At 56.1% G+C, this 19487-nt stretch carries 17 protein-coding genes; 9 read left to right on the top strand and 8 right to left on the bottom strand.

What is annotated here, in order from left to right:
- Positions 1–169 precede the first annotated feature (169 nt).
- Complete coding sequence (locus tag H5P17_RS14395) at positions 170–910, bottom strand: SDR family oxidoreductase (RefSeq protein ID WP_182823591.1); 741 nt, start codon at positions 908–910, stop codon at positions 170–172.
- A 338-nt stretch (positions 911–1248) separates the two neighbouring features.
- On the opposite strand from H5P17_RS14395, the gene H5P17_RS14400 reads away from it, so the two are divergent.
- Positions 1249–2433: a NupC/NupG family nucleoside CNT transporter gene (locus H5P17_RS14400; RefSeq protein WP_044554880.1), complete on the top strand. Its 1185-nt coding sequence runs from the start codon at positions 1249–1251 to the stop codon at positions 2431–2433.
- A gap of 31 nt (positions 2434–2464) precedes the next feature.
- Here H5P17_RS14400 and H5P17_RS14405 read toward each other — a convergent pair whose 3' ends face one another.
- On the bottom strand, positions 2465–2899 hold the full coding sequence (locus tag H5P17_RS14405) for a DUF3574 domain-containing protein (RefSeq protein ID WP_044554941.1): 435 nt from the start codon (positions 2897–2899) through the stop codon (positions 2465–2467).
- Positions 2900–3194: 295 nt separating this feature from the next.
- On the opposite strand from H5P17_RS14405, the gene H5P17_RS14410 reads away from it, so the two are divergent.
- Positions 3195–3812 carry a trimeric intracellular cation channel family protein gene (locus tag H5P17_RS14410; RefSeq protein WP_044554879.1) on the top strand — a complete coding sequence of 206 codons (618 nt, stop codon included), beginning with the start codon at positions 3195–3197 and terminating at the stop codon, positions 3810–3812.
- A gap of 62 nt (positions 3813–3874) precedes the next feature.
- On the opposite strand, the gene ligB is transcribed toward H5P17_RS14410, so the two are convergent.
- Positions 3875–5578, bottom strand: coding sequence for an NAD-dependent DNA ligase LigB (gene ligB, locus H5P17_RS14415; RefSeq protein ID WP_044554878.1), 1704 nt, complete (start codon positions 5576–5578; stop codon positions 3875–3877).
- A gap of 274 nt (positions 5579–5852) precedes the next feature.
- On the opposite strand from ligB, the gene gmk reads away from it, so the two are divergent.
- From gmk to recG, 5 genes are read left to right on the top strand one after another with little or no spacing between them, the layout of a single operon-like run.
- Positions 5853–6476: a guanylate kinase gene (gene gmk / locus H5P17_RS14420; RefSeq protein WP_041415115.1), complete on the top strand. Its 624-nt coding sequence runs from the start codon at positions 5853–5855 to the stop codon at positions 6474–6476.
- Between the two features lie 54 nt (positions 6477–6530).
- Positions 6531–6806: a DNA-directed RNA polymerase subunit omega gene (rpoZ, locus tag H5P17_RS14425; RefSeq protein WP_004953385.1), complete on the top strand. Its 276-nt coding sequence runs from the start codon at positions 6531–6533 to the stop codon at positions 6804–6806.
- Positions 6807–6828: 22 nt separating this feature from the next.
- Positions 6829–8940: a bifunctional GTP diphosphokinase/guanosine-3',5'-bis pyrophosphate 3'-pyrophosphohydrolase gene (spoT, locus tag H5P17_RS14430; RefSeq protein WP_020837653.1), complete on the top strand. Its 2112-nt coding sequence runs from the start codon at positions 6829–6831 to the stop codon at positions 8938–8940.
- Positions 8941–8945: 5 nt separating this feature from the next.
- Positions 8946–9641 carry a tRNA (guanosine(18)-2'-O)-methyltransferase TrmH gene (trmH, locus tag H5P17_RS14435; RefSeq protein WP_020837654.1) on the top strand — a complete coding sequence of 232 codons (696 nt, stop codon included), beginning with the start codon at positions 8946–8948 and terminating at the stop codon, positions 9639–9641.
- Positions 9638–11719, top strand: coding sequence for an ATP-dependent DNA helicase RecG (recG, locus tag H5P17_RS14440; RefSeq protein WP_044554939.1), 2082 nt, complete (start codon positions 9638–9640; stop codon positions 11717–11719). The genes trmH and recG overlap by 4 nt, the downstream gene beginning before the upstream one ends.
- 58 nt (positions 11720–11777) lie before the next feature.
- Here recG and gltS read toward each other — a convergent pair whose 3' ends face one another.
- The gene (gltS, locus tag H5P17_RS14445; protein WP_182823593.1) at positions 11778–12989 is read right to left on the bottom strand and encodes a sodium/glutamate symporter; all 1212 of its coding nucleotides are present in this window, start codon (positions 12987–12989) and stop codon (positions 11778–11780) included.
- A gap of 242 nt (positions 12990–13231) precedes the next feature.
- On the opposite strand from gltS, the gene H5P17_RS14450 reads away from it, so the two are divergent.
- On the top strand, positions 13232–14632 hold the full coding sequence (locus H5P17_RS14450) for an NCS2 family protein (RefSeq protein ID WP_044554877.1): 1401 nt from the start codon (positions 13232–13234) through the stop codon (positions 14630–14632).
- Positions 14633–14763: 131 nt separating this feature from the next.
- Positions 14764–16425: an AsmA family protein gene (locus H5P17_RS14455; protein ID WP_182823595.1), complete on the top strand. Its 1662-nt coding sequence runs from the start codon at positions 14764–14766 to the stop codon at positions 16423–16425.
- Between the two features lie 39 nt (positions 16426–16464).
- Here the strand turns inward: H5P17_RS14455 and fabY are convergent, their stop codons facing one another.
- From fabY to yihX, 4 genes are read right to left on the bottom strand one after another with little or no spacing between them, the layout of a single operon-like run.
- The gene (fabY, locus tag H5P17_RS14460; RefSeq protein ID WP_044554875.1) at positions 16465–17412 is read right to left on the bottom strand and encodes a fatty acid biosynthesis protein FabY; all 948 of its coding nucleotides are present in this window, start codon (positions 17410–17412) and stop codon (positions 16465–16467) included.
- A gap of 23 nt (positions 17413–17435) precedes the next feature.
- On the bottom strand, positions 17436–17873 hold the full coding sequence (gene dtd / locus H5P17_RS14465) for a D-aminoacyl-tRNA deacylase (protein WP_012147545.1): 438 nt from the start codon (positions 17871–17873) through the stop codon (positions 17436–17438).
- Positions 17870–18757 carry a virulence factor BrkB family protein gene (locus H5P17_RS14470; protein WP_044554874.1) on the bottom strand — a complete coding sequence of 296 codons (888 nt, stop codon included), beginning with the start codon at positions 18755–18757 and terminating at the stop codon, positions 17870–17872. The genes dtd and H5P17_RS14470 overlap by 4 nt, the downstream gene beginning before the upstream one ends.
- A gap of 49 nt (positions 18758–18806) precedes the next feature.
- Positions 18807–19397: a glucose-1-phosphatase gene (gene yihX / locus H5P17_RS14475; RefSeq protein ID WP_044554873.1), complete on the bottom strand. Its 591-nt coding sequence runs from the start codon at positions 19395–19397 to the stop codon at positions 18807–18809.
- Between the last annotated feature and the right edge of the window lie 90 nt (positions 19398–19487).

Consider the following 19487-nt stretch of genomic DNA (forward strand, 5'->3'; position numbering starts at 1 on the left):
CGACAATTATCTTGCTGGGCAATCAAAAAACCAAAGGGTTCACTCAGCGCATTGCACAAACTGCGCGCCAGATTCCGGGCTGATTGCTGGCAGAGACAACAAACTGTGTACAGTTGCGAGGGGCTAAGCAGAAAGCCGCACCTGAAAAGGCGCGGCGTTGGTATGCGGCTTAATACAGCTCTTGGGTTGGCCTCAGAACAATTTCGTTGATATCCACCTCTGCCGGTTGCTCGATGGCATAAGCGACAGCACGCGCCACGGAATCCGCTGGGATGGCCTGTTGATAAAACTCCTCAACGAACTTCACGCTTTCCCGGTCCGAGGTACCAAGCTTCAGTTCGGAATCCACAGCGCCTGGGCAGATAATGGTGGTGCGAATATGTGCCCCCACCTCATAACGCAAACCTTCGGAGATAGCGCGTACCGCAAACTTGGTGCCGCTGTAAACGGCACCGCCCGGGCTAAGTACCTTTAAACCGGCGACGGAGGCGACATTGATAAAGTGACCACTCTGCTGTTGCTCGAACACCGGCAGCGCGGCGGCGATGCCATACAGCACGCCTTTGAGGTTTATATCGATCATCCGTTCCCATTCGTCAACCTGGGTGGCGCTCAGCGGAGCTATCGCCATCAACCCTGCGTTGTTCACCAACACATCAACACGTCCAAATTCCGTTATTGCGGCATCAACCATTGCCTCCACGTCGTTACGGCGGGTGACATCTACCGCAACCGCGAGCGCTTTGCCCCCGGCCGCGATGATTTCATTCGCCAATGTATCAAGACGCGTTTTGCGACGCGCCGCCAACACCAACGTTGCGCCACGAGCGGCGAGATGGCGAGCTGTCGCCTCGCCCAATCCGCTGCTGGCACCGGTAATAATCACAACCTTGCCTGAAATCTGGTTCATACAGTTCTCCTCAGCAAGAAGGCAATAAAGCCCCCGTTATAGAACCGGATGTCGTGATGTGTCGTGAACCAAAAAAAATAACCCTGCGATTTATAAGTCATCGCAAAGCCTGAAGTATAGTACAGCCGTAAAAAACCGGGTCACAAACGGCTCAGGCCGTGAAATTCGCGTTGAATTTATTTATGAAAAACTGCCGATAAGTGAGAGAGGATGACAATCGGCAACTTACCCGGCTTGCCGAAAGTATTTTGTTCTAATTATCACGTAATGTAATGAAAGGCCGGGAGAGCTGTGGCTAAATGTGTTTTTTCCTGCCCGTTTAGCCGTACGGACTTTTTATGCCGCAAATTCTGCAATTTATTTTTGCCCTGGTGGTGATCATCGCCCTGGCGCTGCTGGTCAGTAATGACCGCAAGAAAATCCGCCTGCGTTATATTATTCAGCTTTTAGTCATTGAAGGGGCACTCGCCTATTTCTTCCTGCATTCAGAAAGCGGCCTGAGCGTCATCAAGCACGTTGCCGGTTTCTTTGAAACGCTGCTGACCTACGCCGCACAGGGTTCCGACTTTGTGTTTGGCGGCATGAGCAAAGACGGACTGGCGTTTATCTTCCTGGGCGTGTTATGCCCGATTATCTTTATTTCCGCGCTGATCGGTATTTTGCAGCATTTTCGCATTCTGCCGCTGATTATCCGTCTGGTCGGCACCCTGCTGTCCAAGGTTAACGGCATGGGCAAACTGGAATCTTTCAACGCCGTCAGCACGCTGGTGCTCGGCCAGTCTGAAAACTTTATCGCCTATAAGGGCATCATCGGCGATATCTCGCCGCGTCGCATGTACACCATGGCAGCCACCGCCATGTCGACAGTCTCCATGTCCATCGTCGGTGCCTACATGTCGATGATCGATGCGCAATACGTGGTAGCCGCGCTGATCCTCAATATGTTCAGTACCTTTATCATATTGTCGATCATCAACCCTTATCAGTTAGACGATGAGCCCGAGCTGAAACTGAGCAAGCTGCATGAAGACCAGAGCTTCTTTGAAATGCTGGGCGAGTACATTCTGGCGGGCTTCAAAATCGCGATGATTATCGCAGCCATGCTGATTGGTTTCATCGCGCTGATTTCAGCAGTAAACGCCCTGTTCTCCGCCGTGTTCGGCATCAGCTTCCAGCAAATCCTGGGCTATGTATTCTATCCGCTGGCCTGGCTGATCGGTATCCCGGCACCGGATGCACTACGAGCGGGCAGCATTATGGCGACCAAACTGGTAGCCAATGAGTTTGTGGCCATGATCGAACTGAAGAAAATCGCTACGGAGCTGACGCCGCGCGGCCTGGGCATTCTGTCGGTATTCCTGGTGTCTTTCGCCAACTTTGCCTCTATCGGCATCGTCGCCGGGGCAATCAAAGGGCTTAACGAACGACAAGGTAACGTGGTTTCTCGTTTTGGTTTGAAGCTGGTCTATGGTTCCACGCTGGTGAGCCTGCTTTCGGCAGCCATCGCCGGACTGGTACTGTAAACGCTATCCCGGCCTGCGGGCCGGGAGCTTATCAGAACGCGACGCACACCGGCGCATCAACCCGCATTACGGAATCCTGTGCAAACTGTTGTTTATAGCTACTGCGCAGTGCCTCAATATGGGTTTCACTTTCCTTGCCCGGTGCATGAATCAGCATCAGCGCTTTGCTATTTTCGCGCGCCAGCTTGCCGTCATTACCCAACCACTGTCCTTTGGCATCAAATACCGACAGCCCGTCTTTAAAACGCGGCGTCACTTGCCGATCCACAAAGCTCTGCCACTCGGCAGCACCGATCGCCGGCCCCGAAGGGCGATTAAGGCCAAAATAAAGCGTAGTTTGGACCATAGGATCGCCAACCTGACAGGTCGCCGGTTTTTGCGGCCCGGAGTTCTGAACCGGCGCAACACAACCGCTCAACAGGATGGTCACAGCGACAGCCGTCGCCAGCAGGGAGGTGGGTTTCATTTTATCTTCATGTTCCTCAGTGAACGCCATCATCAGCCAGAGATCCCTCACCGCCAAACGCCTTCGGGATCGAATGCAAAAAGCATAGTCAGCAATAGAAACCAATGCGAAATATCTAATGCTTTCTTGAATAAAATAAGGTTGCAAAAGGCAATGGATGAGCAAATAAAACAAAAAATGGATTAACTAAAGTAATCCGAATTGCCATCGGTTAGAAAAACTCAGTGGTGCTATGTCCTCGTGGCTATTACCCTGCCACCATGACACTCATTCCCGCCCACCCTGTGAATATCTTATGTTATTGAGCATTCTTTATATCATCGGTATTACTGCCGAAGCCATGACTGGCGCACTGGCTGCCGGCCGCCGCCAAATGGACATGTTTGGCGTCATTATCATTGCCTCTGCCACGGCGATCGGTGGCGGTTCGGTACGCGACATGTTGCTCGGGCATTTCCCCCTGGGGTGGGTCAAACATCCTGAATATATCGTTATCGTTGCTATTGCCGCTATCGTCACCACCTGGCTGGCGCCCTTGATGCGTCACCTGCGGCGTCTTTTTCTGGTGTTGGACGCCGTTGGGCTGATTGTATTTTCAATCATCGGTGCGCAGGTCGCGCTGGACATGGGCCACGGAGCCATCATTGCCGCGATTGCCGCCGTGATCACCGGCGTGTTCGGCGGAGTACTGCGCGATATGCTCTGCAACCGAATTCCGTTGGTCTTCCAGAAAGAAATTTATGCCGGCATCTCCTTCGCCGCCGCCTGGCTGTACATCGGTCTGCAACACTTAAGCCTGCCACATAATATGGTGGTGATCATCACCTTGGTGGCCGGCCTCAGCGCCCGACTGATTGCTCTGCGCTTTCGGCTGGGTCTGCCGGTGTTTAACTATCAGCATCCGGACCACTAACAGGGGTCGCCGTAGCGGCAAAGGCAATCCCGTTGTTGATGGGCTCCAAGAGGAACATCACATCAAGGCGCGTTGGCAAAACCCGCAATCCCTTGTGAGCTCAGGGTGCTAACCAGCGCCAAAAATGGCGGATGTTGGAGAAATGCTGCAATCTGCCGGGCCCTCTTCGCACCAATACCAGCGATTTGCCGCCATGCCACCGGGGACATTTGCTGGACCTGATGCCAGTTTGTCAGCGCCATCGTTTGCTGCGGGGAGAGTGGTATACCTAAAGCGAGCAACCAACGCGAGAACGGTTGTTGTCGCGCCTGCTGAAATTGCCGGTGAATGCTTTGCCCTCGCTTGCCGCCGATGCCTGAGGCAGCCATCAGTTGCTCCGGCGTCAGCAGCAGCCAATCCAGCAAATGCTGCACTAACCCCTGATCAATCAGCGTCTGCCAGGTCGATTCACTGACGCCGTGCAAACTTAACCCCTGCGGACCGCTCAACCACACCAACCGGGCAAGAAACTGCTGACGGCAATCCGGCCGCCAGCTAAAACAACTCAACGCGTGGTAACGTTCAGCCGACGGTGCGCTGGGCAGCGACCTGTCCGTTCCACGCCAGACCACGTTATTGAGATGTGGAATGCCATGTCCCATCAGGCTGACGGTAACCTGGTCTCCAGGCACCACCGCCCACTGCCGCCAACGCGGTAGCGAGCCGAGGTTAACTCTTGTCACCCATTTATCGTCCATCCTGACGGGTTCAAGCCGCAGTACCACAGCAATTTTTCCGGTGCGACCAATATTGAAATCAATGCCATTGACCCTCGCCACCTGCTGCGCGGGCGGATACTTCCAGGCAACGGCCCAATCACCGGGTCTGGCTTGCCAGTAACGCCCCTGGGGTGAGTGCGCCTGATGGATCACTACACCATCAGTGACGAATGGCAAAGCGGCTTGATACCAGCGCTCTCGCCATTGCTGCACCTCCGCCAAGGATTTCACCGGCTGCGAAAAATCCTGGGCAAGAGGAAAACCCATGTCAGCAAGCTGGCGTAAACGCTGCGTCATCTCCTGCGGCCCGTTCGGCCAAGCCCAGACAAACAGGCCGATCTGCCGGAGTAGCGGCGAAGGCTTCTTTTTCATCAGCGCGCCGGCGACCCTGGCGCGAGCGTTAATGCCACCGCTGACCTTTTGTTGATGACCGTTCACCATCAGAAACAGCTCTCCCTGCAGAATCAATGTTGGCGGGGCACCCTTAATACTGACCGGCACCGCAGGAATAGTCCGCACTTTTTCCAGCCAGTTTTCGCCTTTCAGCCCGTTCCCTCGGCTGATCGCCGACGTCAGTTTTCCGTCGTGATAAACCAGCGTGATGGCTACTCCGTCCACTTTGGGTTGAACCCAGAGATCGCTGCGGCCCTTTAGCCATTGGGCCACGGCGACAGGATCCGGCAATTTCCGCAACCCGGTATGCGCCACCGGATGCGGCACCTTGCCTTCAGGTAAAAGCGGGTCTGAGTCCCCCTCCGAAGCTGCCCCGGCGCAACGCTGCCATAACCGTAGCTTTTCGCGCAGGCCGTCGTAGACATCATCCTCAATTAAGCTGCTGCCCTGCTGGTAATAAGCTACGTCCCAGCGTTCAAGCTGGTTTTTTAAGGCGGTTATCTCCAGTTGCAGCCGCACCGGGCGCCACGCTGGGCAGGCTTGCGCCCAAACAGCCTCACTGCACAGTAAACCGACCAGCAGCATCATCCCTATCCTCATGACACTTTTGCGCATCGCTCACCTCCCTGATAACCGGCAGTAAAGCTGGAAGTGGAAAGCACGACAATGGTCCCTGAGGCGCTCTGCGCAGCGGCTCGAGAAAATCCGCTCGCATTGCAGAAAACCATCAAAATTTAGCGATATGCTGCGCAAACATCCCCATTTAAGGTTTTTTCAGCATAAAGCGGCGGGCAAAATGCGAGCTAACGCTGCATCCGGTGCGTTAGCCGTGTATACTGTGCGGAGAAAATACACATCCGCTGTTATTGGCATATCAACGAATATCATCATGGCTCAAGGCACGCTTTATATTGTCTCTGCCCCTAGCGGCGCAGGGAAATCAAGTCTGATTCAGGCTTTGTTAAAGACGCAACCGCTGTACGACACGCAGGTTTCGGTTTCGCACACCACGCGCGACAGCCGCCCGGGTGAACAGCATGGCGATCATTATTTCTTCGTCTCAAAAGAAGAATTCTGCCGAATGATCGAGCAGGATGCGTTTCTTGAGCACGCCGAAGTGTTCGGCAACTATTACGGTACCTCACGCGCTGCCATTGAGCAGGTGCTGTCGACCGGGGTAGACGTTTTCCTGGATATCGACTGGCAGGGCGCGCAGCAAATTCGTGCCAAAATGCCCCAGGCGCGCAGCATCTTTATTTTGCCGCCGTCGAAGGAAGAACTTGGCCGCCGCCTGCGCGGGCGCGGGCAAGACTCTGACGAAGTGATCGCCAAACGCATGGCGCAAGCCGTGGCGGAAATGACGCACTACGCGGAGTATGACTATTTAATCGTGAACGATGATTTCGATCTGGCCCTGTCCGATCTGAAAACCATAATTCGCGCCGAACGCCTGCGTTTAGGCCGCCAATTACTGCGGCATGACGCTTTAATCAGCAAACTATTGGCAGACTGAAGACAGTTTCAGTATTATGCCCAGTCTTTTCGTCACCTGTGGAGTAGCACAAATATGGCACGCGTAACTGTTCAAGACGCTGTAGAGAAAATTGGTAACCGTTTTGACCTGGTGTTGGTCGCTGCTCGTCGGGCACGTCAAATCCAGACTGGCGGTAAAGATGCACTTGTTCCGGAAGAAAACGACAAGTACACCGTTATCGCGCTGCGCGAAATCGAAGAAGGTCTGATCACCAGCCAGATCCTCGATGTTCGCGATCGTCAGGAGCAGCAAGAGCAGGAAGCCGCAGAAATTCAAGCGGTTACCGCGATTGCTGAAGGTCGTCGTTAATTAATTAGACTGCGAGCCTGCCTTGTACCTGTTTGAAAGCCTGAATCTGCTGATTCAACGTTACCTGCCTGAGGAGCAGATTAAGCGCCTCAAACAGGCATACCTCGTTGCACGTGATGCTCACGAGGGACAGACACGCTCCAGCGGTGAGCCCTACATTACTCACCCGGTTGCCGTGGCCTGCATTCTGGCGGAAATGCGTCTCGATCATGAGACGCTGATGGCAGCCCTGCTGCACGACGTCATCGAAGACACCCCGGCCACCTACCAGGATATGGAACAGCTGTTCGGCAAAAGCGTCGCCGAATTGGTTGAGGGCGTATCCAAGCTCGACAAGCTGAAATTCCAGGACAAAAAAGAAGCCCAGGCGGAAAACTTCCGCAAGATGATCATGGCGATGGTGCAGGATATCCGCGTCGTGTTGATCAAGCTGGCTGACCGCACGCACAACATGCGTACCTTAGGTTCGCTGCGTCCCGACAAACGGCGGCGTATTGCGCGTGAAACCCTGGAAATCTACAGCCCACTGGCCCATCGTCTGGGTATTCACCACCTGAAAACCGAGCTGGAAGAGCTGGGTTTTGAGGCGTTGTACCCGAACCGTTATCGCGTAATCAAAGAAGTGGTGAAAGCCGCGCGCGGTAATCGTAAAGAGATGATCCAGAAGATTCTCGCCGAAATCGAAGGGCGATTGACCGAGGCCGGCATCCCCTGCCGCGTCAGCGGGCGAGAAAAACACCTGTACTCCATTTACCTCAAGATGCACCTGAAAGAACAGCGCTTCCATTCAATTATGGATATCTATGCGTTCCGGGTGATCGTGAAAGAGGTGGACACCTGCTACCGCGTGCTGGGTCAGGCTCACAGCCTGTATAAACCGCGCCCGGGCAGGGTCAAAGACTATATCGCCATTCCCAAGGCCAACGGCTATCAATCGCTGCACACTTCACTTATCGGCCCGCATGGCGTCCCGGTAGAGGTGCAGATCCGTACCGAAGATATGGATCAGATGGCCGAAATGGGGGTCGCCGCGCACTGGGCTTATAAAGAAAAAGAACAGGGCGAAACCGGCACCACCGCGCAAATCCGAGCCCAGCGCTGGATGCAGAGCCTGCTGGAGCTGCAACAGAGCGCCGGCAGCTCGTTTGAATTTATTGAGAGCGTCAAATCCGATCTGTTCCCGGATGAGATTTACGTTTTCACCCCGGAAGGCCGCATCGTCGAACTGCCTGCGGGCGCCACCCCGGTCGATTTCGCCTACGCAGTGCATACCGATATCGGCCACGCCTGCGTTGGCGCACGAGTTGATCGTCAGCCATACCCGCTGTCGCAGTCACTGACCAGCGGCCAAACGGTCGAAATCATCACCGCTCCGGGCGCACGGCCAAACGCCGCCTGGCTGAACTTTGTCGTCAGCTCCAAAGCGCGCGCTAAAATTCGCCAGATGTTGAAAAACCTCAAGCGCGATGATTCAGTTGGCCTCGGCCGCCGTTTGTTGAACCATGCGTTGGGCGGCAGTCGCAAACTGGCGGAGATCCCACCGGAAAATATCCAACACGAGTTGGATCGCATGAAGCTGGCGACGCTGGACGATCTGCTGGCTGAAATCGGCCTGGGCAACGCCATGAGCGTCGTGGTCGCGAAAAACCTGCAGGGCGACCAGTCCAATCTGGGCACCTCTTCCGGCGTTCGTAACCTGGCGATCAAGGGCGCAGACGGCGTGCTGATCACCTTTGCCAAATGCTGCCGACCTATTCCGGGTGACCCGATTATCGCCCACGTCAGCCCAGGCAAAGGCCTGGTGATCCACCATGAATCCTGTCGCAATATCCGCGGCTACCAGAAAGAGCCTGAAAAGTTCATGGCGGTAGAATGGGATAAAGACATCGAGCAGGAATTCATTGCCGAGATCAAAGTGGACATGTTTAACCATCAGGGGGCGCTGGCCAACCTGACGGCTGCCATCAATGCGGCTGAGTCCAATATTCAAAGCCTGAATACCGAAGAGAAAGACGGCCGGGTTTATAGCGCCTTTATCCGCTTGACCACCCGCGATCGCATCCATCTGGCAAATATTATGCGTAAAATCCGTATCATGCCGGATGTCATTAAAGTTAACCGTAACCGAAATTAGCGCTTATGAGCCCTGAACGCTATGCGCGGATTTGTGAAATGCTGGCCACCCGGCAGCCGGATTTAACCGTCTGCCTGGAACAGGTTCACAAACCGCATAACGTCTCCGCCATTATCCGCACCGCCGACGCCGTTGGCGTGCATCAGGTGCATGCCGTATGGCCAACCACGCGCATGCGAACCCTGGTTTCCTCCGCCGCCGGCAGCAACAGCTGGGTCAATGTTCAAACCCATCGCACCATCGGCGACGCCGTGACTCACCTGAAAGGCCAGGGCATGCAGATCCTGGCGACTAACCTTTCCGCCCGGGCGGTAGATTTTCGCGAAGTGGATTACACCCGCCCTACCTGCGTCCTGCTGGGCCAGGAAAAAACCGGCATTACCGAAGAAGCGCTGGCACTTGCCGATCAGGATATTATCATTCCGATGATCGGTATGGTGCAGTCGCTCAACGTGTCGGTTGCCTCAGCCTTGATCCTGTACGAAGCGCAACGCCAGCGGCAAAATGCCGGTCTGTACCGCCGTGAGCACAGTATGCTCGACGCAGAAGAGCAACAGCGTCTGCTGTTTGAAGGCGGCTATCCGGTGCTGGCCAACGTGGCTAAACGTAAAAAACTGCCGCGTCCTCATATTGATCAACAGGGCCAGGTGGTCGCCGATGCCGAATGGTGGGCGGCCATGCAGGCGACGGTACGCAAATGAAAGGCCGTCTGCTGGATGCTGTCCCACTCACCACGCTTTCCGGGGTTGGCGCCAGCCAGGCAGGCAAACTGGCCAAGATTGGCCTGGAAACCATTCAAGATCTGTTGCTGCACCTGCCGCTGCGTTATGAAGATCGCACCCGCCTCTATCCGATAAACGACCTGCAGCCTGGTATTTTTGCCACAGTGGAAGGCGAAGTACTGCGTACCGACATCAGTTTTGGACGGCGGCGCATGCTGACCTGCCAGATCAGCGACGGTACCGGCCTGCTCACCCTGCGTTTCTTCAATTTCAACGCAGCGATGAAAAACAGCCTGGCCACCGGCCGTCGCGTGACCGCCTACGGTGAAGTCAAACGCGGCAACCACGGCGCCGAAATTATTCACCCTGAATATCGCATTCAAGGGGAAAGCAGCGAAGTTGAGCTGCAAGAGTCATTGACACCGGTCTATCCCACCACCGAAGGCATCCGCCAGGCCACGTTGCGCAAGCTGACCGATCAGGCGCTGGAGTTGCTGGATACCTGCGCCATTGCCGAACTGCTGCCGCCGGAACTGAGCGGCGGGCTGATGAGCCTGCCACAGGCGCTGCATACCCTGCACCGCCCGCCGCCGGATATCCAATTGGCAGATTTGGAACAGGGCAAGCACCCGGCGCAAAAACGTCTGATCCTGGAAGAGCTGTTGGCGCATAACCTCAGCATGCTGGCGGTCCGAGCCGGTGCGCAGAGCTATCAGGCGCTGCCGTTAATGCCCGACGACCGGCTTAAAAAGCAATTCCTCGCCCAGTTGCCCTTTTCCCCCACCGGCGCGCAAGATCGCGTAGTGGCCGATATTGAAGCCGACATGCAAAAAGGCTTCCCGATGATGCGCCTGGTGCAAGGCGACGTCGGTTCAGGCAAAACGCTGGTGGCCGCGCTGGCAGCACTGCGCGCTATCGCTCACGGCAAGCAGGTGGCGTTAATGGCCCCGACGGAACTGCTGGCCGAACAGCACGCCAATAACTTCCGTCAGTGGTTCGAACCGCTGGGGTTAGAGGTTGGCTGGTTGGCCGGCAAGCAAAAAGGCAAGGCGCGTATCGCACAGCAAGAGGCAATTGCCAGCGGGCAGGTCTCCATGGTGGTCGGTACCCACGCCATCTTCCAGGAACAGGTGCAATTTTCCGGTCTGGCGCTGGTGATCATCGATGAACAGCACCGTTTTGGCGTACACCAGCGGCTGGCACTGTGGGAGAAAGGTGAGGAGCAAGGCTTCCATGCCCATCAGCTGATCATGACCGCCACGCCAATCCCCCGCACGCTGGCAATGACGGCCTATGCCGATCTCGACACTTCGGTGATCGACGAACTGCCGCCGGGTAGAACGCCGGTCACTACCGTCGCCATTCCAGACACCCGGCGCGCCGATATTATTCAGCGGGTAAAAAGCGCCTGCATGGAAGAAGGCCGACAGGCGTACTGGGTTTGTACGCTGATCGAAGAATCCGAACTGCTGGAAGCTCAGGCAGCGGAAGCCACCTGGGAAGAATTGAAAATCGCACTCCCGGAGCTGAAAGTGGCGCTGGTGCACGGGCGCATGAAAGCTCAAGAGAAGCAGGCGGTAATGCAGGCCTTCAAGCAGGGCGAACTGCAGCTGTTAGTGGCGACCACGGTCATCGAGGTTGGCGTCGACGTGCCCAATGCCAGCCTGATGATTATCGAAAACCCGGAGCGACTGGGGCTGGCCCAGTTGCACCAGTTGCGGGGTCGTGTAGGCCGCGGCGCCGTGGCGTCTCACTGCGTATTGTTGTACAAAACACCGTTGAGCAAAACGGCACAAAAGCGTCTGCAGGTGCTGCGTGACAGCAATGACGGCTTCGTTATTGCCCAACGCGATCTGGAAATCCGTGGTCCCGGCGAACTGTTGGGCACGCGCCAAACCGGCAGCGCAGAGTTCAAAGTGGCGGATTTGCTGCGCGATCAGGCGATGATCCCGGAAGTACAACGCGTCGCTCGCCATATCCACCAGCAGTACCCGGAGCATGCCCGAGCCCTGATTGAGCGCTGGCTACCGGAGAAAGCACGTTACTCCAACGCCTGATTTTCAGGCAGAGAAAAGGCGCCAAATAGGCGCCTTTTCCATTATTACGACCGGTTAATCAGCCAATAGTCGGAAACACCGGCAACAGCAGATACAGCTTAATCACAATCGCGTTGGCGATATCGATAAAGAACGCCCCCACCATAGGCACCACCAGAAACGCCAGGTGCGATGGACCGAAGCGATCGGTAATCGCCTGCATGTTGGCGATCGCCGTAGGCGTGGCTCCCATGCCGAAACCGCAGTGGCCCGCAGCCAGCACCGCTGCATCGTAATTTTTACCCATCACCCGGTAGGTAACGAAGATTGCGTACAGCGCCATCACCAGCGTCTGTACGGCCAGGATCGCCAGCATTGGCAGCGCCAGAGAAGCCAGCTCCCACAAACGCAGGCTCATCAGCGCCATCGCCAGAAACAGCGACAGGCTAACGTTGCCCAACACCGATACCGCTCGCTCAAATACGGTATAGAACCCGGTGAAGGCCAGGGTGTTGCTGAGGATCACCCCAACGAACAGCACGCAAACAAAGTTGGGTAATTCAAATACCGTGCCGCTCAGCAAGCCGGAGATAAACTGCCCCAGGCTCAGACAGATGGCGATCATGGCGATGGTTTCAATCATGATCAGCGAGGTGATCAAACGGCCGCTCTCCGGTTTTTCAAAGCCGCTTGGCTGGACGCTGTCATCCGGCGAGCCTTCCGGGGTGGAAGAGTGCTTCACCAGGTAACGCGCCACCGGACCGCCAATCAGGCCGCCCAGAACCAGGCCGAAGGTGGCACAGGCCATCGCCACTTCCGTGGCATTTTCAAAGCCGTAGCGTTCGATAAACAGCTTGCTCCAGGCCGCCCCGGTGCCGTGGCCGCCGGACAGGGTAATGGAGCCGGCGATCAGGCCCATCAGCGGGTCCAGACCCAGCATTTTCGCCATGCCGATGCCGATGGCGTTCTGCACCAGCAGCAGGCCCAGCACCACAAACAGGAATACCATTAATGCCTTGCCACCCGCGCGCAACCGCGACAGGTTGGCGTTCAAACCGATGGTGGCGAAGAAGGCCAACATTAACGGGTCTTTCAGCGACATATCGAAGCTGATTTCCCAATTAACGAACTTTTTCAGGGCTAACAACAGGAGCGCCACCAGTAAACCACCGGCGACAGGAGCGGGAATGGTGTATTTCCTCAACAGGGGGATGCTGGTGACGCATTTGCCCCCAAGGAGCAGAACCAATGTTGCTGCGACTAACGTGCCATAAGTATCAAGATGAAACATCCAGTTACTCCATGTAAGGGAAAAGATCCAATTAATAAATAATAAGTTAGAGAAAACCGCTTAGTTTTTAAAACTTGATGAGTGCAGGATTAGAAGTAAAAAACGCTGATAACACAAGAAAAAATGAACGAAAATGCGACATAAGTGACGATACTGCTAACAAAGCATTAACGCGCAACCGTTTGCTTTTATGGGCCAAATCATTAAAATGCCTGCTTTGCCGTTTCTGGAAATGCCACACCATGACCCAGCCATCCGCCGAGCTCGATGCTGCGCAAAAAGCATCCGCCACTCCCCGCAACAGTGAACTGATTTATCGTCTGGAAGATCGCCCGCCGCTGCCGCAAACGCTGTTTGCCGCCGGTCAGCACCTGCTGGCAATGTTCGTTGCGGTGATCACCCCGGCTCTGCTGATCTGCCAGGCGCTCGGTCTGCCGGCGCAGGACACTCAGCACATTATCAGTATGTCGCTGTTCGCCTCCGGCCTGGCCTCTATTTTACAAATCAAAACCTGGGGGCCCGTCGGCTCAGGCTTGCTGTCTATTCAGGGCACCAGCTTTAATTTTGTTTCGCCGCTGATTATGGGCGGGCTGGCGCTGAAAAACGGCGGCGCGGACGTTCCCACCATGATGGCTGCGCTGTTCGGTACGCTGATGGTCGCCTCCTGTACCGAGATCCTGCTGTCACGCGTGTTGCACTTGGCACGGCGCATCATCACTCCGCTGGTTTCCGGCATTGTGGTGATGATTATCGGCTTGTCGCTGATCCAGGTCGGACTGACCTCCATCGGCGGTGGCTATGCCGCGATGAACGGGGGCAGCTTCGGCGCGCCCAAAAATCTGCTGCTGGCCGGTGCGGTTCTACTGGTCATTATCCTGCTTAACCGTCAGCGCAATCCCTACCTGCGCGTTGCCTCGTTGGTGATTGCCATGGCGGTGGGCTATCTGCTGGCCTGGGCCATGGGCATGCTGCCAGAAAGCCAGCCGACTCCCGAAACGGCAGCAATCATCATTCCGACCCCGCTGTATTACGGCCTGGGCTTTGACTGGAATTTGCTGTTGCCGCTGATGCTGATCTTTATGGTCACCTCGCTGGAAACTATCGGCGATATCACCGCGACCTCTGACGTGTCGGAACAACCGGTCAGTGGCCCACTGTATATGAAACGCCTTAAGGGCGGCGTACTGGCCAACGGCCTGAACTCCATGTTGTCGGCGGTGTTCAATACCTTCCCCAACTCCTGCTTCGGTCAGAACAATGGCGTGATCCAACTGACCGGCGTCGCCAGCCGCTACGTCGGCTTCGTGGTGGCGCTGATGCTGATCGCGCTGGGGTTGTTCCCGGCGGTGGCCGGCTTCGTGCAGCACATTCCTGAACCGGTGTTGGGCGGCGCCACCCTGGTGATGTTCGGCACCATTGCAGCCTCCGGGGTTCGCATCGTGTCTCGTGAACGCCTGAACCGTCGTGCAATCATGATTATGGCGCTGTCGTTGGCCGTGGGCATGGGCGTATCCCAGCAGCCGCTGATCTTGCAGTTCGCACCAGACTGGCTGAAAACATTGCTCTCCTCAGGCATTGCTGCCGGCGGCATCACCGCCATCGCGCTGAACCTGCTGTTCCCGCAGGAGCATGAGAAACAATAATCCGTCACGCCTCCTGTCACAAACGGCCGCTTGCGGCCGTTTTTTATTGTCTATCAGACCATTGCACTTGAGATGCCAGCCCAATTGCGGCATAAACAGGGTATCTTTTTTGACCGACGCGGATGTAGACGATGAAATTTATCGGAAAACTGTTGCTGACGTTGTTGCTGCTGGTCGTGCTTGCCATTGCACTGTTGTACGTCATAGGACAAACCCGTTGGGCCGCGGGCTGGGTCAGCCGCTGGGTCAGCGATAACAGCGACTACCGTCTGTCGGTGGCGGCCATCTCGCATTCATGGAACCAACCGGGCCAAATCAGTCTGGAAGACGTTCAGTTAACCAAAAAAAATCAGCCGCAAACGCTGGTGGCCAAACGGCTGGATCTCGGCCTCAGCCTGCGCCAAATTACCGAACCTCGCGATTTCCACAGCGTCACGCTGCGTGACGGCACGCTGAATCTGCAACAGCAAGACGCGGCAATGCCGATACAGGCCGACGTGCTGCAACTGAGCAATATGACGCTGCAATCCAACGATGAAACCTGGCAGCTCAACGCGCAACAGGTCAACGCCGGTATCACGCCATGGCAACCCAAAGCCGGCCATCCGCTAGGTGATAACAATCAGTTCCAGTTCAGCGCCGGCTCGATGACGCTCAACGGTATTCCTGCCTCTCAGGTGCTGGTTCAGGGCGAGCTGAAACAAAATCAGCTGTTGCTCAGCAATTTCGGCGCCGACCTGGCGCAGGGGGATTTGACCGGCGTAGCCACTCGCGCCGCCGACGGCAGTTGGCAGGTAGAGCGCCTGAGACTCAGCGGCGTGCGCATGCAGACACCGCTGACACTGGCCCAGTTCTGGCAGCGTTTTACCGCTCTGCCCCCCGTTACGCTCAAACGTTTTGATCTGATCGATGCCCGGCTGGAAGGCAAGGAGTGGGCATTCAACGATCTCGACCTGTCGCTGCAAAACGTCACCTTCCAGAAGGGCGACTGGAACAGCCAGGACGGTTCGCTGAACTTCAACGCCAGCGACCTGATCAATGGCAGTTTCCATCTGATTGATCCGATCATGAGTATGCGACTGTCGCCGGCCGGCATCGCCATTCAGCAATTCACCACCCGCTGGGAGGGCGGGTTATTGCGTACCTCCGGCAACTGGCTGCGCGCCAACAACCGCTTGCAGTTGGATGAGGTGGCGGTGGCCGCGCTGGAATATACATTGCCTATCGACTGGCGCGGATTGTGGTTGCAGCCGCTGCCGAACTGGCTGGCGGAGGTGTACGTCAACAAGCTGACCACCAACCGTAATCTGATCATCGATATCAACCCAGACTTCCCGTTCCAGATCACCGCGCTGGACGGCTATGGCAGTAACCTGCTGCTGGCGCGCGACCACCAGTGGGGTATCTGGTCCGGCACGCTGAATTTGAACGGCAGTGAAGCTACCTTCAACAAGATTGACGTTCGCCGCCCATCGCTGGCGCTGAACGCCAATGACGGGCAAATCAACGTCACCGAACTCAGTGCCTTTATGCCCCAGGGGCTGTTGGATGCCAAAGCCACCGTCGAACAGCTGCCGGGCAAGCCGTTTACGCTGTCGCTGAACGGGCGTTCGGTACCGGTGAACACCCTGCAACAGTGGGGATGGCAAGCGGTTCCGCTGGAAGGAGACGGTAACCTGCAATTGCAGTTGAAAGGTTTGTTGAACAGCGATGGGCCATTTAAGGCTTCATTGCGGGGCAGCTTGCAGGCCACTGCCGCCGATGGCCAGACGGTCAACCAGCAACTGCCTTAGTCCTGGATGGGCCCTCTCCGCATAGAGAGGGCCTGGATATTAACTGTCTATCGCCTCACAGCCACCCTGATCAAGGGGCACTTCCGGCTCAGCCGGCAACACCATGTAAGTGCCTTCAAATACCGCACCTTTGTCGTCGTCACCAAACAGATGGACTTCCGCCTGCACGCGAGCGCGGCGGCCACGGGCCAAACGGGCCAGATCGCCGCTTAACGAGCTGAGATCCGCTACAGCGCGGGGCCGGCCAGTGATGGGTTTGCTGTAACGGATATGGGCATCCGCCAGAATGATGGTGCCGCCCAGATGTCTTTCACGCAGCAACAGCCAGATCAGGCCCCAGGCGGTCAGCGTGGCCAGAGAGAACAGGCTGCCGGCAAACAACGTATGGTGCGGGTTCTGGTTGCCAATCTCCGGCATGGTGGTGACAAAGCGCTGGCCGGTATATTGGCTGATGCGCACTCCCATCTTCTCGCTGAGCGGAATGTGATCGTACCAGGCCTGCTGCAGCTGACCGCACCAGTCGGGGCGATGCAGGATATCGTCCAGCGTCGCCACCGGCTTGATCATCAGGAAATGGCGAATCGGCGTGGTTTGCGGCGCCGTGATCTCACCCTGATTCACGAAACCGAGTTTGGCGAAGAAATCCACAGCGTCTTCACGGGCGCTACAGACTACGCGCTTCACGCCTTCCTGACGCGCCACGGATTCCAGCGTCATGGCTACCAGCGTCCCCAGACCTTTGTCCTGCACCGTCGGGTCTACCGCCAGAAAACGAATCGCGGCTTCGTTATCGGCATTGATGTACAGCCGCCCAATGGCAACAATTTTTCCACTCTCGTCCACCACCATCTGGTGGTGCGCCATGGCGTCGTAGGCATCCTTTTCCGACCCCACCGGCTGGTGCAACGGCTTGCGCAGCATTTCCCAGCGGAACTGGTAATACTCTTTCAGTTCTTGCTCTGTTACCGGTACTCGTAGGTGATACATAGACGCCTTCTCTCTCAGAATTCTTAGACTTGAAGCCAAAACGTCACCGGCCCGTCGTTCACCAGCGCGACTTTCATGTCGGCCGCAAACTCACCGGTTTGGGTTTCGATACCGCGTTCGCGGCACTGGCCAACAAAATATTGGTATAACCGATCGGCCTCCTGCGGTACCGCACCGCGAGAGAAACTTGGACGCATACCTTTTTGCGTGTCGGCCACCAGCGTGAACTGCGAGACCACCAGCAAACTGCCTCCTGCCTGTTGGACGTTGAGATTCATTTTGTCGTTCTCATCGCCAAAGATGCGGTAGCCCAGCACGCGCTCACACAGGCGCACGGCCTTTTGCTCGTTATCGTCCTGCTCCACGCCCAATAACACTAACAAACCGGGACCTATGTTGCCTACCGTCTGGCCTTCGACCGTGACGCTGGCATTTAATACCCGTTGAATTAACGCAATCATAACTGCCCTTCTGATGACTGTTCTTGTTGTGCCTTTTGCTGTCGATAATCGCGGTATTCCCCGAGGGTGACCGTGATTTCCGCGCCGAGTAACACGATACACCAGCTCCAGTAGACCCAAAGGAATAAAATGGGGATCACGGCCAAGACGCCGTAAATCAGCTGATAAGAAGGGAACATGGTGACATAAAGCGCAAACCCCTTCTTGCCCAGCTCGAACAGCAAACCGGCTACCAGCGCACCAATCAACGCATCCTTGGGCGGTACCCGTACCGTCGGCACGATGCAATACAGCAGCCAGAAAGATATCCACGACAGGATCAGCGGGAAGATACGCAGCACCTGATCCACCAGGCTGTTGACGCCGGTCTGCGCCAGCCAGTTAAGTGACAACAGATAGGAACTGATCGCCATACTGGCGCCCACCAGCAGCGGCCCCAGAGTCAGCACCATCCAGTACACGGCGAATGAAAACACGATCGGTCGCTGATTCTTGCTGCGCCAGATGGTGTTGAGCACGCTGTCCACCGACGAGATCAGCAACAGCGCAGTGACTATCAGGCCGCAGGTCCCGACGGCGGTCATCTTGTTGGAGTTGGCGACAAACTGCTCCAGATAACTTTGGATCACGTTGCCGGCGGCCGGCATGAAATTGGAAAATATGAAGCTTTTCAGCTGAACGCTGATGTCGGAGAACATCGGGAACGCGGCAAACAACGCGAACACTACGGTCACCAGGGGCACCAGTGACAGCAGTGAGACATAGGCCAGATGGCCCGCCAACATGGTCAGGCCATCGCTGTCGACACGTTTAATCAGCAGTCGTAAAAAGGTGACGCTGGGTTTGATCGAAGCGGGCAGCTTCTTGCGGCGGAAAAACGACATGGCCACTCCTTGATGTCAGTTTGTACGCCTTAAGCTTAACCCTTTGCGGTCATTGGGCAAAATAAGCCGGTACTACGTCGCGGTCGGTCACGTGAACCGTTTTGATGCCGAGCGCCTGTGCGGCGGCGACGTTATCCGGGTGATCGTCAAAGAACACCGCGTCGTCCGGCGAGGTATTTTCTGCATCCAGTACGTGCAGATAAATGTTGGCGTCCGGCTTGCGCATGCCAAGATCCTGCGACAAATAAAGATGATCGGCGGCTTCGGCCACCTGCGGATAGTGCTGCGGCCAGTAATTGCAGTGCAAACGGTTGGTGTTCGATAACACCACCACCCGGTGACCTTCACTGCGCAGGCGCTTCATGATGTCGATCACTTCTGGGCGCAGGGCGACAAACACCGCCTGCCAACCGGTAGCGAACTGCTCGAAACTGAGGGCAATCCCCATTTCGGCGCTTAGCCGTTCGGCAAAGTCTTCATCACTGATTTCACCGCGCTCGTGCTGCTGAAACAACTCGCCCATGGCAAAACGTTCGGACAAGACCGCCAGTGGCGTACCGCTCAAACTGCTCCATACACCCAGTACACGTTTGAAATCGATATCGACGATCACATTACCTAAATCAAAGATATACAGCATAGTCCTCTCCTGATGGGCCGGTGAGATTTTACTGTAGCGGGAAAAGCAGGGGCTGAATAGAGAGCGGATGGAAAAGCGTATAGCACGCGG

The organism is Serratia sp. OS31 (assembly GCF_014164835.1).
GTDB lineage: Bacteria > Pseudomonadota > Gammaproteobacteria > Enterobacterales > Enterobacteriaceae > Serratia > Serratia liquefaciens_A.